We start from the raw sequence: 14,103 nt of genomic DNA on the forward strand, positions 1-14,103 counted from the left end.
CCCCGGCTCCCGCGCCGTGGGCGGATGCCCAATTGCCTGTCGATAGCTTCTCACGGGCTCGCACCTGGCATAGATTCGACGGCAACACCACAGCACAGTCATGCTCAATGAAGGAGTAGCAGTGACGGAGTTCCCGGCCACGCAGCACGCCATCCAGATCACCGGGGTGGACGAGTTGATCCACAACCCGGCCAAGCCCGTCGACCCCGTCGGCCCCACCCAGCTGATGCTCAAGGTGGAGTCGTGCGGCATCTGCTTCAGCGACACCAAGCTGCTGCACGCGTTCGACTCGCACCCGCGCAAGGCCGAGGTGGTCTCGGGCATCGATCTCGAGGCGCTGAAGGAGATCCCCAGCTACCACCCCGGCTCCGCGCCGGTGGTGCCCGGGCACGAGCCGGTGGCCCGCATCGTCGCGGTGGGTGACCAGGTGACCCACTTCGCCGTCGGCGACCGCGTGCTCGTCCAGGCCGACTGGAAGCATCTCAAGACCCCCGCCTCCAACGGCGCGTTCGGCTACAACTTCGACGGCGCCCTCCAGGAGTACGTCGTGGTCGACGAGCGCTGCGTCGTGGCACCCGACGGCGAGAAGTTCCTCATCCACGTCACCGACGGCCCCTCCGCCGCGGCCGTGGGCCTCATCGAACCCTGGGCCACCGTCGAGGGCTCATACGCGTGGGCCGAGCGGAACCACCCCAAGGCCGGCGGCCGGATGCTGGTGGTGGCCGACGGCGAGGTGCCCGGGCTGGACGCCCTGACCGACGTGAACCCGCCGGCCGAGATCGTGCGGCTCGAGCCCGGCGACGTCGAGACGCTCGCGGGGAACGCGTTCGACGACATCATCTACCGCGGGTCCGACGCGGCAGTGCTGGAGAGGCTGGGCGGGCTGCTGGGCATGCGCGGCGTGCTGTGCGTGGTGCTCGACGGCGGCCGCATCGAGGGCCCGGTCAAGCTCGACATCGGCCGCGTGCACTACGACTTCATCCGCTTCTGCGGCACCACGGGATCGGACCCGGCCGACGGCTACGCCTGGATCCCCGCCAACGGCGAGATCCGCGAGGGCGACAAGGTGGCCATCATCGGCGCCGCCGGGCCCATGGGGCAGATGCACACCATCCGGGCGCTGACCTCGGGGATCGCAGGCATCTCGGTGGCCGGCACCGACCTGAGCGACGACAGGCTGGCGCACCTGGAGTCGCTCACGCGTCCGGTCGCGGAGAAGAACGGCATCGAGCTCAGCATCATCAACACCGGCACCACGAAGCTGGAGCCCGGCTACACGCACCTCTCCTGCATGGTGCCCGTGCCCGCGCTGGTGGCACAGGCCGTGGACCTCGCCGCCGAGGGCGCGATCATCAACGCGTTCGCCGGCATTCCCGCGGGCACCATCGGCTCGTTCGACCTTCAGGGGATCATCGAGCGGCGCATCTTCATGCTCGGCACGAGCGGTTCGGACGTGTCGGACATGCGCACGGTGCTGCGGAAGATCGAGGAGGGGATCATCGACACCCACATCTCGCTGGATGCGGTGACCGGTATGGCCGGGTTCCGCGACGCCATCGAGTCGGTGATGAACCGCACCTCCGGCGGCAAGATCATGGTCTACCCGTCGCTGCACGACCTCCCGCTGACCCGCCTGGTGGACATGGCGGAGAAGCTGCCGAACGTCGCGGCGAAGCTGAACGACGGCGTGTGGACGAAGGAAGCGGAGGAGGAGCTGCTGAACTCCGCCGGCTGAGCGTCCCGGCTTGGCCCGCTGCTGAAGCCGGGCCAAGCCGCACGACGCCCTACCGCGGGCGGAGCCTCCACTTCCCCGCTGGCTGAGGTACCGCACCCCCGCTGGCCGAGGTGCCGCACCCCCACTGGCTGACGAGCGACACCCCCGCTGGCTGAGGTACCGCACCCCCGCTGGCCGAGGTGCCGCGAAGCGGCCTCGAACCCTAAGAAACGTAGGCTGACAAGCACACTCTTCGTAGGCGTCGAGGCTGGTCGCTGGCGCTCCTCGCACCTCAACCAGCGAGAAGGGGACGCCCCTCGCCCCCGCTGGTTGAGCCGGGCCAAGCCGCGAAGCGGCGCAGCCCGCGTCGAAACCCACCCTCACCGCCCGAGGACCCGCACCCCACCGCCGGCGACATCGTCCCCCCACCAGTCCTACAGTGACATCAGGAGGGCGCCATGACCGATCATCTACACCGCGCCATAGATCTCGCGACGGCCAACGTCGCCGACGGCGGCGGCCCCTTCGGCGCCGTCGTCGTCGCCCCGGACGGGAGATCCTTCGAGGGCACCAACCGCGTGACCTCCATCCCCGATCCGACGGCCCACGCCGAAGTCCAGGCCATCCGCGCGGCGGCGTCGGGGATGGGCACACACGACCTCACCGGGTGCGTCCTCTACACCTCCTGCGAGCCCTGCCCGATGTGCCTGGGGGCCGCGCTGTGGGCGCGGGTGTCGCGGGTGGTGTTCGCGGCCGACCGCCACGACGCGGCGGCGGCCGGCTTCGACGACGCGGCGTTCCACGCGGAGGTGAGCGACGGGGTGTCGCGCATCGCGGTCGAGCAGAGGCCCGCCGCCCGCCGGCTGTCGCCGTTCGAGGCGTAGGACGCCCACGATTGTCGCGTGCCCTACTGAAGGCCTGCCGACCCACCTGTCATGAAGTCCGACGGAGCCGCCCGGCGGACACCTCGGCCCGGCCGTTGGTGTTGACACCCCGCACCACACGCAAGATCACGCACCATGACCGCGCCCGCTCCGTCCGCTCCTGGCAGGCTGCGCGACCTCCAGTGCTTGAGGGCGTCCCAGCCAGACCGCTCCTTCGCCTCTACGATGTCCGGCCGACCCAGCCATGACAGAATCGGCCTGTCTACAGGATCGCGAGCAACTGGCTAGAGTCTGGGTTGCTGGCCGAGATCGCGGAAGGTCGCCGAGTGGAGACTGTCGAAGGAACTGTGCCACTAGTCAGCGTGGTTGTGCCGTGCTACCGAATGGGGGCACGGCTCGATGAAACCATCGCCTCCGTCAGCGCCCAACGTTACCCACGGATCCAGCTCGTCATCGTCAACGACGGCTCTACTGACGAAGAGACGCTCCTTGCGCTCGAACGGGCGCAAGCACAGGGGGCGGCCGTCGTTGAGCAGGAGAATCGAGGAGTAGGCGCAGCCCTGAACACTGGGATCCGAGCAAGCTCGGGGAAGTACTTCATCCCTCTCGGAGACGACATCATCGACCCTCCCTACATCGCGGAGGCGGTCGGCGTCCTAGAGTCCGACCCGTCTGTAGGGATCGTCTACTGCAACGCATCATTCTTCGGCGCCACCAACGGCGACTGGACGTTGCCGGAGTTCAGCATCAAGACCCAACTCTTCGAGAACTGCATCTTTGCCCCCTCCCTATACAGGCGCGCGGACTTCGATGCAGTTGGGGGCATGGACGAACAGATGGTGGGCCTCGAGGATTACGATTTCGTCACCAAGATTGTGAGCCTGGGCAGGACCGTGCACAAGCTGCCGGGGAAGTACTTCCACTACCGCCGGGGTGACGATTCGCTCAACGATCGAGTGGTGAGCGACCGGAGACGCGAAGTTGACGCCCACGCAGCAGTGATTCGCAATAACATCGGTTTCTACCGAGACAACGCTGAGCTCATCTTGGAGTACGTCATGGATCTCCGACTGGAGGCGGATCGGCTCGCGCGCGAGCGTGATCGTCTGCTTTCGAGATACGCAGCGCTGGAGAGGCTGCGACTCTCCCGGGCCTGGAACGTCGTGCAACGCGTCCGCGAACTCACCCGCGGCCTCATCCCAGCCCGGGTCCGCAGGTAGGGCCACCTACATCTCCTCAACCGGGTCCCGCTGGGCAAGTCGTCATTCGTTCTTGCTGAGCGGAGGAGAGCCTCCGAGGGGCGAGTGGCTGTGTATCGGAGGCCGGACGACGCGGCCAGCTGTCCTAGTCAGCGCTGCATCTCGGATGGGATTCGTAGCGCTCGCTCGTTCCTTGCTCGCTCCTCATGAAGCCGTCGACGGCACCGCGCCCACTTCTACTGTGCCCCGTCGCGCCCCAGTTCCGGCGCTGCTAGCCTGCAGAGATGCCGCGCGATTCAGCTGTATTCACAGTGATCATCCCGACACTGCAGCGTGCACCCGAGCTGTGGCCGCTGGTCGCTCAATGCGCGGCTCATACACTGGTGCGAGAAGTTCTCGTCATCAACAACTCGCCGACCCCTCTGACGTGGGACTCCCCCAAGGTCCGCGTGCTGCAGCAGGCGACCAACATCTTCGTGAACCCGGCGTGGAACCTGGGAGTTCGGGAGGCGTCTGGGGAGTTCATCGCGATCATCAACGACGACGTGCTCTTCGATGATGACGTGTTCGACGAGGCAGCCAGGGTGCTCCGCCGGGGCCTGTTCGCGATGGTGGTGCCCGACCGGTCCTGCTTCCACGGGGACCGATGGGATGGGTCCATCTCGCACCGCCTCGCCACTGGGCGGCTGAACCTGGTGTGGGGCACCTTCATGGCCATGCGTCGGGTGGACTACCGGCCCATCCCTGACTCGCTATTGATCTGGGGCGGTGACGATTACCTCTACTGGTCCCAACGGAAGCCGAACGCAGTTCTCATCCGGACGCCGTTCAGGACCACGATGGGCACCACGAGCGGGTCAGCAGAGTTCCAGCAACTGCGCCAGCGCGAGTATGACGAGACGATGGCGACGATCGCTCGAATACGCCGCTGGTGGCACTCACCGGTCAAGGCGCTGGATTGGGTCAAGCGGACCCGGCACCAGCTACTTCGACGAGGCCACGCGACGTAGCGCGTGACGTCTGGTACCAGCTACGACGGCCCGCGCCTCAGCGTGGACTTCACCCACCTGGCTGCGCCAAGCAGTCTCCTGCCGGCGCGCGAGGATCGGAAGCGCTCCAGGTGCCGGTACCGCAGCCGCAGTTCGTTGCGCTCATCGACGAAGGAGAAGATCTCTCGCATGAACGCCTCCGCATGCTCGCGGTACAGCTCGGTGTTCGTGCGGAACATTCGAGCGTACGCGTCGATGAAGAGTGCGCGGTTGTCCGGGTGGTGCAGGTTGGCGTTAACGCTCGGCCTGCCCCTCCGATAGTGGAAGTACACGCCATCCAGCCTGTGCACCCGACGGCCAAGGCTGAGGACGCGCAGGTTGAAGTCGTGGTCCTCTCGCCCTTTCATCACTTCGTCGTAGCCGCCGACCGCGGCCCAGTCGGCGCGCCGCATGAGCGCCGTTGCGAAGATCAGGTTGTTCAGCAGCTGGGTCTGCATCGAGAACTCCTGCAACCGCCACGGCCCTGATTCCGAGCCGAAGAAGTCGGCGTGACAGTAGACAATGCCGAGACTCGGATCGCGCTCCATCTCGGCCACTGCTTCGCGGACATAGGGGGGCTCGATGAGATCATCGCCCAAGTTGAGGAAGTAGACGCCCTGTGCGGCCTCCAGAGCGCGGTTGAGAGCATGCCCTGGGCCATGGTTGTCCTGATGGATCACGGTGGCAGCTCCGCGTTCCTCCCAGTACCGCAACCGTTCCAGTGTCACGGGGTCCGTCGAGCCATCATCGACGATGATCACTTCGATGTTGCGGTACTCCTGCGCCGCGATGGATGCCATGGTCTCGTCAAGGACATGGCCCGTGTTGTAGCAGGGCATCACGACGCTGACGAGTGGATCGGTGACCATGCGAACTCCCCTCCACATTCAGCGACCAAGCTAGCACCGTAGGCTGGTGCCCCAGGGGTCAAGCGCAGTCAGAGGACATCCGAGGATCACCGAAGGGGGAATCAGTGGGCACACAGGCGAGGAGCCAGATGGCTCGGATGGTGATGATCACCCACTTGGCCCCGATCCCGCAGGCTGACAACGCCGGCCAGAACTTCGTCACAGCCCAGGTTCAGGCGTGGTCGAATAGCTGGCACGTCGAGTGCATCATGCTGCCGGGCCGGTCCGCGCGCGAAGATCTGGACGCGGCGCTCACCCCCTGCACCATCATCGAGTGGCCCTCGCCAAGCGGTCGCGCGTGGCTGCCCCGCATGGTCGGACGCATCAGGAGGTGGTTCCCGTCGCTGCCCGACCCTAACCTCACCGCAGCCCTCATGAGGGACGAACGGTCACGACAACTGCTCCGGTCCGCAGACGTTGTGGTTCTGCAGTGGGAGGACGTCGCCGCCCAGGCGCGCACCATCAAGCGAATCAATCCCGAGGCAGTGACCGTGGCCGTCCTCCACGATGTGATGTCCCAGTCCCATGAGCGTTACGCCCGCCATTGGCCCGAGGCTCGGCAAAGGTGGCGACAATGGGTGGCTGCCCGAGTGTCCCGGCTCGTCGAACGCCACATCGCCCGGCAAGCGGACCGCATCCTCGTCCTCAGCAGAAAAGACGCAGAACTCCTGCCTGTATCCTCGCGACACAAGGTGCGAGTCGTCCCCCCACCGGTTGTGGTGCCCGCCGAGCCGCGACGACGACCCAAGCCGGGAAAGATCGTCCTCGTGTCGAGTTGGCGGCAGGAGAACATTCACGGGCTTAGCTGGTTCGCCACCTATGTGCTCCCCATCGTCAGGGAGTCCGTTGCTGACCTGACGATCGACCTCGTCGGCAGCAACCTGACCGGCGAGCGCGCACGCAGCCTGGAGCAGCAGGGATTCACCGTCCGCGGTTTCGTCGACGATCTCGATGCCGTTTACTCCGAAGCTGCGCTCACGGTGGTGCCCCTGTGGCTGGGCGCCGGCGTGAAGTTCAAAGTAGTAGAGGCGCTCCTTCATGCGGTACCTCTCGTGACTACCACCGTCGGGGCCGAGGGCATAGATGCGCTGAACGGGCGGGCCAATGTCACCGACGATGCTCAGTCGTTTGCCGTCCAGATGATTCGAGCGCTGACGAGTCCCGCGGAGGCCGAGGTCGAGTCGGCGGCTCTGCGCCAGGAGGTGCTCCGGGACTTCCATCCTGACACCATCGCCGCCGCTCTCGACGCTGTCCTCGAGTAGCTCAGCGGCCCAGGTGACGGGCCGCCTCACCCCACATGGCCTGTGGGGTGAACCGTTCGAGGCACCGCTCCTGTCCCCGCATCGCGATCTCACGGCACCTAGGCTCGTCCTCCAGCATGAGCAGGTTTCGTCGGAGCCCGTCCGGATCAAGCGGATCCGAGAGCAGCGCCGTGATCCCGTCCTCGAAGTACTCCTTCAGGGGGGCGGTTGCCGTGGTCAGGACCAGCGCGCCGGCGGCACTGGCCTCGAGCGCGACGGATTGCCCAGTCGGGTACGCAAACTCCTTGGTAGGGACGATGACTGCCCTGGAACGTTGCAGGATATCCCGGTACTCGCCGCGCGGCACCGTCCCGCGCCAGGTCACCTGAGCCGGCAGATCTAGCCCTTCGAGGTTCCACTCGGCGCAGAAGAGGTCAACCTGCACAGTGGTGCCGACGAGGGCGGCGAACATGGTCCGATAGTCGCGGCCCTCGTCCTGACCAATGGCCACCACCCCGCGACGCTCTTCGCAGGGAGTCGCTCCCGCAGAGAAGTACGCGGTCTCCACGCCAAGCGGGATGAAGTGCGTCTTCCCAGGCTCGACGCCGAAACGCTCCAGGATGGGGATCTGGTTTCGGCTCAACACGAAGAGGACGTCCGCCGCGTTGAGCAGGTCGACATGCTGCCGCCTCTCACTCGCCGTCATCCTCAGCAGGCGTTCGGTTGCCCAGCAGACGAGGACAGCGAGTCGGCGCGTCCGATACGGGGGCACGCCCCACTTCTTGAGCCGCAGCACCAGGTTGGCGTTGTTGTCGAGGAGCGCCAGCACCCATTCCGCCCGCACCGCAAGACCGCGAACGGTATCCTCGACGAGGATGTTGGTGCGGTGCTCGATGAGATCACGTACCTTCCTCAGCAGCCCCGCCGCTCGGCGGCGCGGGTTGACGACCTCAAACCCGTGGCGCTGCAACTCCAACACTCCAAACGGCGGCGCAAGTTCTGCCGCTCCGGGCTGCGGATCCCCAAGCACCAACAGCCTCGATAGCTTGGCGCTCATGTCTCCCGCCTTCCGTCCCTGGTGCGATGCGATGTGAACTAGCATGCCAGGGTGAGCTTGCTGGTGGTGACCGTGCCGGGTCCCGTCGAACGGGACGGGTCGCTGATACGTCTGTCGGCCAAGACTCTCTCAGGGCTTGACTACTTCGCCCGTTTCTGGCCGGGGGATGTGACTCACGTCACCGAGGCGACAGAGATGGGCAGCCAAGAGGTCGTCCTGGGCACGCGGACTATGCCCATCGATCAGCTTAAGCACAACACGATCTTCACCGCAGACCGCCTCAAGACCATCCACCAGCTCCGCCCCGACGTCGTCCTGACGACGCTTGCCATGTCCGAATTGCCACTCCTCGAGGGACTGAAGGTCCCGTTTGTGGCAGTTACCGAGACCGATCTGCGGACGCGGTTGGAATGGGCCCGCGCCGAGCGTGGGGGCCGCTTACCATCTCTGCGACACACGGCCTTCCTGCTGCGCCTTGAACGACGTTACCGACAGGCCCTCCGTCGTGCAGCCGGCATCCAGGCCAACGGTTGGCCGTCCTACACGACGTATCAGGGCCTGACGGAGAACCCGCTACTCTTCTTCGACTCACGCATCAATGAACACATGCTCGATTCCGCTCCATCCAAGGCTGCGAGTGAGAATGTGACCCTGGCCTTCTCTGGCCGCTGGATCCGGCCTAAGGGGATCGAGCACGCCCTCGCAGCGTTCGCACAAGCCCGTGCCACCAGCGATCGAGATCTCCGGCTGGAACTGTTCGGCAGCGGCGCCTACCCGCTCGGCTCCTCGGCTCCCGACGGCATTACGGTGCACGGCAACGTCGACTACGAGACCCAGTGGGTACCGCACGTGGCAGCACACGTTGATCTGCTCCTCGCTCCACACCCACAGTCGGACCCTTCGTGCACCTACCTTGAGGCCGCCGCCCTCGGGGCCCCGTTCATCTCATTCAACAACCGGGCAGCCGAATGGCTAGCCGCAACCCACCGGCTCGGCTGGACCGCACCAATCGGCGACGTGACCGCCCTCGCGGAACTCATCACCACGATCGCCTCCGACGACGCCGCCCTCAGAGCCTCCCGTGAGGCGGCCAGGACGTTCATGAAAGAACACACCATGGAACGGGAGTTCGGCCGCCGGGTCGAGCACCTCGTCGCCTGCGCAGGCATCTGAGGGCCGCAAGGCCGCCAGCGAGGTGCTGCTGCTGGGTGGCATAGAGTGTGGCTCGACGAAGGTTCAGCGGGAGGGGGCTCGGATGCGTGCCTTATGGCAGATGCTGACCAATCTGCGGGTGGTGTTCACGCTTGTGCCGTGGCGGCTGCGGCCGAAGCTTATAGCCACCATCATCGGCTCGACAGTCCTCGCCTTCCTCGACATGACCGCTGTCCTGCTGATCCTGCCCATCATGCAGATCCTCTCGGGCGCGACAGCAGAGACGTCTCCCGTGCTCAAGGCCATCTCAACGTTGACGGGCGTCGAGGACCCCCGGATGCTACTCATCGTGACCCTCGTCTCCGTCGTCACCTTGATGGTCGCCAAGAATCTCTACGGCATCTGGTTCAGATGGTGGCAGCTGGGGCTGATGGCCACAGCCCAGTCCGACGCGACTCACGAAATGATGACCCTCTACACCACATCCCCGTGGATTCACCATCGCCGCCGCTCGTCGGACTCCATCCTCCAGGCAATGAACGTCTACATCACCACCGCATTCTCCGGTGTCACGACTGGCGTCATCTCGCTGGTGGTGGATTTCATCACTATCACGGCACTGCTCGCAGCCCTGTTCATCCTCTCCCCGGTGGTGACGCTGGTAGCCCTCGTCTTCTTCGGCGGATCTGCCTTGATAATCCAGGCGGTCCTCAAGACTCGGATCCTGGACCTGGCCGAAAGGACCCGACAGGAGCACATGAAATCGTGGAGTTACCTCAGCCCGGCAGTCGACGGGCTCAAGGAGGTGCGGCTCAATGGGGCCACCGAGGAGTTCACTCATGGCTACTCAGACACCCGGCGGAACGTGGCGCACATGGCCAGGACCACGACCATCCTGAACGAACTCCCGCGCTACCTGCTCGAGATCATCATGATCCTCGGCATCATATTGACCGCCCTAGTGCTCTTTGCCACGACGAATCAAGCCGACGCCTTCGCCTTCCTAGCGGTCTTCGCCGTCGCGGCGGTCCGGCTGATCCCCACCCTCAACCGGGTGGTCGCGACGGTCGGTGTGATCCGTACCAACACCCCCAACCTGGTCTCGCTGGTGGAGGAGATCAACACGCTGCGCAGCGAGTCTGGGCGTCAGGCCCTGACCTCTGGGCACCATCATTACCCGCGCGCCGACATCGAGTTCCGTGACGTCCGTTTTCAGTTTCCGGACGCCTCCACTCCGGTTCTTGATGCCGTGTCAGGGGTCATCCCCGCGGGCCGTACAGTGGCTCTCGTCGGCACAAGCGGCGCGGGCAAGACCACCTTCGTCGAGCTGCTGCTGGCACTGTTCGAGCCCGACTCGGGAACTATGGAAGTCGCCGGCGTCTCCATCCACCAATACCCCACCAGTTGGCGGCAGCAGCTCGGTGTCGTGACCCAGGACGTCTATCTTCTGGACCGTTCCATTCGCCAGAACGTCGCCTTCGGCGTCGCCGAGGAGGACATCGACGACCAGCGCGTTGCCCAGGCCGTGCGGATGGCCCAGCTTGAGGACTTCGTAGAGCAGATGCCGCAGGGGCTGGAGACGGTCGTCGGCTACCGCGGAGCTCGCGTTTCCGGGGGGCAGAAGCAGCGGATCGGGATTGCCCGAGCCCTGTACCGAATGCCGCAGGTCCTCATCCTTGATGAAGCGACCTCGGCCTTGGACAACGAAACGGAGTCCCGGATCACGGAGACAATCCAGGCTCTGCAGGGGACGATTACCATCATCGTGGTCGCGCACCGTTTGTCGACCGTGAAGCACGCGGATCAGATCCTCTTCTTCTCAGATGGACGGATCGCTGCCCGGGGCACGATGTCGGAGCTCGAGTCCTCGAACGCGGAGTTTGCGAAACTCGTGAAGCTTGGACGGCTGACGTGAGCGGCCGGGTCGTCGTGATCATTCCTTCCCTGAACGCCGAGGAGACGATCGGCCGACAGCTCGCCGCGCTGGATGCTCAAACGGACAAAGACTTCCGCGTCCTCGTGAGTGACAACGGTTCCACTGACCAGACACGTGCCCTGATCAACCGCTGGAAACCCCGTTTCACGGGGCTGGAACTGGTGGACTCGTCGGCGAAACGGGGGGCTGCCAACGCCCGCAACTGTGCCATCGAGGCGTCCGACGAGGAGCTAGTGCTGTTCTGCGACGCCGATGATCGGGTCTGGCCCGGCTGGGTGGCCGCCATGCGCTTAGGGCTGGAATCCGCCGACGCGGTCACTGGACCACTACACCTTGTGTACCCCCGTGAGCCCTCGCGAAAGGAGGTCTGGAACTCCACTGCCCTGCCGGTGTCCATGAGTTTCCGCCCCTACGCGCCGAGCTGCAACTTCGGAGCACGCCGAGACGCGCTGATCCGTGTGGGCTACTTCGATCCGGAGTTGGATATGGGGCAGGAGGACGTCGACCTCGGCTGGCGCTTGGTCGAAGCAGGCCTGCATCTGGGGCACTCGAAGGACGCGGCGATTGACTACTACCAGCGCGATAGTCTCTCCGACCTGATCAGGCAGCAATTCAAGTCAGGGAGAGCCTACGTCGTGCTCTATGAGAAGCACCGGGGTAAAGCTCCGGCTCCGGTCAGCGTGAGTGCGTCCGTTCGCTGGTTCGGCCATTGGGCCCGTCAGGTGCCCAGCGCCGTCCGTCGAGGCGAGGCGAGGGGAGCCTTGGCGGGAGCCAGCTTCCAGTTGGCGCGCAACTACGAAGCCATGCGGAGACGGATACTCACCCCGCTCTGACGGACCGGCTGGGCTGGGCCCCCATCAGGAAGGGTGGGGGCGATGCTCTGCCGCCAGGTGGCAAACCGCTGCCATTGCCGCGTCCGACCAGGCCTCCCAGGAGAGCTCGGTCGTCGCCCTTCGCGACGCGGCCCTTCCCATCAACTCGAAGTTCTCAAGGTGACCTTGAACGGCGTCGGCCGCAGCAGCGATCACCAGTGATTCCCGAGCGGGCACCAGAATCCCCGTGACCCCATCCTCCACAATCGTCGAGACGCCTCCAGTGTCAGTCGCAACAACCGGCAACCCAAACGCCGCCGCGTCAGTCAACGTGACACCCGCCGCATTGCTTCGAGCCAACTCAAGGAGCAGATGACTGGACGCGTATAGCTCCCGCAACTGCCCTGGATGCACCCTGCCAGGGGCGTGGATTCGAGGCGGCAGCCCTTCGGGCACATCACCGACGATCGTGAGGCCAACGTCAAGACCGCGGCGGATGAGTTCCTCGAACACCCCCACTACCCGGCTGCCACCCTTGCGCTCCCAGTTGCTCACGACGGCAAGCATCTTGAGTGGCCCTACCCCGCCATCGGATCGTGTCGGTTCATCTCCCTGGGGAATGATGGCCGGACCAAAAGGGGCGACGGTGATGGCGGCTGGGTCGATCCCATCATCTCGAATCAACGAGTCGCGCGCCCAGCCTGTTGCTGCCAGGGTGTGATCAGCCCGTCTGGCCGAACGTCTCGAGATCATCTCGGCCTGCCATCTCGAGACCGCCAGTATGCGGGTGAACTGGTCGTAGTAGTCGGAGATGGAAGCCAGGGTGGCATCCGAAACCTGGATGACGGGCAGGTCCCCCCCTAGGAAAGCGATGTCCTGAGACGCTGCAGCGGCGAGTACGACGTCGGGCTTGGCCTCGGCGAGACGGCTACGCAGGTACCGGCCCCTCTGGACAGCCGTGGCAACGGCGTGACCCACCAGATATTTACGTCCGCGCCGTCCGTCAAGGAGCCGCGCCGCGCCTCTATCCAGCACCGAATCCGGCACGCTCTGGGTACTGATCGGCACCACATCGCAATGCTCTTCGAGCGCCCTTACCATCGGGTAGACGACCCCGGACCAGGCACGCTTGTTGTCCGTGTCCCATGGAGTCACGAAGGCCAGACGCATGTCTGCACAGTACTAGGCAGTTGTACACTGCAGGTCACGCAGAAGGGGGGTGCGCCGTGTCCGATGTCACCACGACCGCAACGGTCATCATCCCTCACTACGGCGACCCTGGACCAGCGCTCGCCCTCGTGGAAGCCCTCAACGCCTCGCCGGTCCACCAGATCATCGTGTGCGACGACTGCTCGCCCGTCCCCTTTCCGCACATCGATGGAGTCCACCTCGTGCGGCGACAGATCAACGGGGGTTTTGCTGCGGCGGTGAACGCGGCAGCGCGCGACGCCACGGGCGACTATCTCCTGGTGTTGAATAGCGACCTTGAAATTCCACCCTCTTTCCCGGATGAACTGCTGCGCGCCGCCATCGCGCAACCGCCAGCGATTCTGGGTCCCCGGGTCCTCGATACCGAGGGCAGGATCACCTACAGCGCGCGCCACTGGCCGAGCACCCTGAACCAGACCTTGGAGTGGCTCACCCCTCTCGCTCGCTGGCGCGAGACACGGTGGTTACGTCGGCTTCTCGGCCACGACGTCAGGGTCCTCGACGCCACCGAGCCCATCGAGGTCGACTGGCTCGTCGGCGCTGCTTTCCTGATGCCGACCTCCGAGTTTCGGGCCGCGGGCGGTCTCGACGAACGGTTCCACATGAACTCCGAGGAGATCGACCTCCAGCGCCGCCTGGCAGAGCGAGGCGTCAAACGGATCTACGTGCCGTCAGTGTCGGTCACGCATGAAGGGGGCGGGTCGTCGGAGCCTGCAAAGCGCCGTCGATGGCTGGTTACCTCCCAGTTCCGGTACGCGGAGAAGTGGGGCGGCTCGAAACGACTGCGGGTTGCCCTGACAGCGGCTACCGTCGTCAACTTCGCGTGGAACTGTGTTCGGCGGTTGAGGGGAGCGCACGTCCACCCGGTGGATGTAGCCCAAGAAGAGCTGGCACTTGTCTGGAACCAACCACGACCGAATGCCACCCATGAATCCTGGGCCTCGCCATGACAGTTGCTCATCC

At 65.2% G+C, this 14,103-nt stretch carries 12 protein-coding genes; 9 read left to right on the forward strand and 3 right to left on the reverse strand.

Annotated elements, in window-relative coordinates; translation table 11 throughout:
* Positions 1-121: 121 nt before the first annotated feature.
* From ACX1D3_RS01340 to ACX1D3_RS01355, 4 genes are all read left to right on the forward strand, one after another.
* Positions 122-1,735 carry an alcohol dehydrogenase catalytic domain-containing protein gene (locus ACX1D3_RS01340; RefSeq protein ID WP_458995184.1) on the forward strand — a complete coding sequence of 538 codons (1,614 nt, stop codon included), beginning with the start codon at positions 122-124 and terminating at the stop codon, positions 1,733-1,735.
* A gap of 437 nt (positions 1,736-2,172) precedes the next feature.
* Entirely contained in the window at positions 2,173-2,598 is a 426-nt protein-coding gene (locus tag ACX1D3_RS01345) for a nucleoside deaminase (RefSeq protein WP_458995185.1), read from the forward strand.
* Positions 2,599-2,924: 326 nt separating this feature from the next.
* Complete coding sequence (locus ACX1D3_RS01350) at positions 2,925-3,818, forward strand: glycosyltransferase family 2 protein (protein WP_458995186.1); 894 nt, start codon at positions 2,925-2,927, stop codon at positions 3,816-3,818.
* 263 nt (positions 3,819-4,081) lie between these two features.
* Positions 4,082-4,807, forward strand: coding sequence for a glycosyltransferase family 2 protein (locus tag ACX1D3_RS01355; RefSeq protein ID WP_458995187.1), 726 nt, complete (start codon positions 4,082-4,084; stop codon positions 4,805-4,807).
* 20 nt (positions 4,808-4,827) lie between these two features.
* Here ACX1D3_RS01355 and ACX1D3_RS01360 read toward each other — a convergent pair whose 3' ends face one another.
* Positions 4,828-5,694: a glycosyltransferase gene (locus ACX1D3_RS01360; RefSeq protein ID WP_458995188.1), complete on the reverse strand. Its 867-nt coding sequence runs from the start codon at positions 5,692-5,694 to the stop codon at positions 4,828-4,830.
* A 137-nt stretch (positions 5,695-5,831) separates the two neighbouring features.
* Here ACX1D3_RS01360 and ACX1D3_RS01365 point away from each other — a divergent pair, with 137 nt between their 5' ends.
* Positions 5,832-6,995 carry a glycosyltransferase gene (locus ACX1D3_RS01365; RefSeq protein WP_458995189.1) on the forward strand — a complete coding sequence of 388 codons (1,164 nt, stop codon included), beginning with the start codon at positions 5,832-5,834 and terminating at the stop codon, positions 6,993-6,995.
* Between the two features lies 1 nt (position 6,996).
* On the opposite strand, the gene ACX1D3_RS01370 is transcribed toward ACX1D3_RS01365, so the two are convergent.
* Complete coding sequence (locus tag ACX1D3_RS01370; protein WP_458995190.1) at positions 6,997-8,031, reverse strand: glycosyltransferase family 4 protein; 1,035 nt, start codon at positions 8,029-8,031, stop codon at positions 6,997-6,999.
* Positions 8,032-8,082: 51 nt separating this feature from the next.
* On the opposite strand from ACX1D3_RS01370, the gene ACX1D3_RS01375 reads away from it, so the two are divergent.
* From ACX1D3_RS01375 to ACX1D3_RS01385, 3 genes are all read left to right on the forward strand, one after another.
* Positions 8,083-9,204, forward strand: coding sequence for a glycosyltransferase (locus ACX1D3_RS01375; protein WP_458995191.1), 1,122 nt, complete (start codon positions 8,083-8,085; stop codon positions 9,202-9,204).
* Positions 9,205-9,304: 100 nt separating this feature from the next.
* Entirely contained in the window at positions 9,305-11,098 is a 1,794-nt protein-coding gene (locus ACX1D3_RS01380; RefSeq protein ID WP_458995192.1) for an ABC transporter ATP-binding protein, read from the forward strand.
* Positions 11,095-11,952: a glycosyltransferase gene (locus tag ACX1D3_RS01385; protein ID WP_458995193.1), complete on the forward strand. Its 858-nt coding sequence runs from the start codon at positions 11,095-11,097 to the stop codon at positions 11,950-11,952. Before ACX1D3_RS01380 ends, ACX1D3_RS01385 begins: the two co-directional genes overlap by 4 nt.
* Positions 11,953-11,976: 24 nt before the next feature.
* Here ACX1D3_RS01385 and ACX1D3_RS01390 read toward each other — a convergent pair whose 3' ends face one another.
* Positions 11,977-13,101 (reverse strand): glycosyltransferase family 4 protein, encoded by a 1,125-nt coding sequence (locus tag ACX1D3_RS01390; RefSeq protein ID WP_458995194.1) that lies wholly within the window; start codon positions 13,099-13,101, stop codon positions 11,977-11,979.
* Between the two features lie 56 nt (positions 13,102-13,157).
* Between ACX1D3_RS01390 and ACX1D3_RS01395 the strand changes: the two genes are divergently transcribed.
* Positions 13,158-14,090 (forward strand): glycosyltransferase family 2 protein, encoded by a 933-nt coding sequence (locus ACX1D3_RS01395; protein WP_458995195.1) that lies wholly within the window; start codon positions 13,158-13,160, stop codon positions 14,088-14,090.
* The last annotated feature ends 13 nt before the right edge of the window (positions 14,091-14,103 follow it).

The organism is Tessaracoccus yangjingae, assembly GCF_054483935.1.

What these genes read in the sequence shown, in the direction of transcription:
- ACX1D3_RS01370 (WP_458995190.1), bottom strand. Translation starts at nt 8,031, where the DNA reads ATGAGCGCCAAGCTATCGAGGCTGTTGGTGCTTGGGGATCCGCAGCCC.
- ACX1D3_RS01380 (WP_458995192.1), top strand. Translation starts at nt 9,305, where the DNA reads ATGCTGACCAATCTGCGGGTGGTGTTCACGCTTGTGCCGTGGCGGCTG.
- ACX1D3_RS01355 (WP_458995187.1), top strand. Translation starts at nt 4,082, where the DNA reads ATGCCGCGCGATTCAGCTGTATTCACAGTGATCATCCCGACACTGCAG.
- ACX1D3_RS01365 (WP_458995189.1), top strand. Translation starts at nt 5,832, where the DNA reads ATGGTGATGATCACCCACTTGGCCCCGATCCCGCAGGCTGACAACGCC.
- ACX1D3_RS01345 (WP_458995185.1), top strand. Translation starts at nt 2,173, where the DNA reads ATGACCGATCATCTACACCGCGCCATAGATCTCGCGACGGCCAACGTC.
- ACX1D3_RS01360 (WP_458995188.1), bottom strand. Translation starts at nt 5,694, where the DNA reads ATGGTCACCGATCCACTCGTCAGCGTCGTGATGCCCTGCTACAACACG.
- ACX1D3_RS01390 (WP_458995194.1), bottom strand. Translation starts at nt 13,101, where the DNA reads ATGCGTCTGGCCTTCGTGACTCCATGGGACACGGACAACAAGCGTGCC.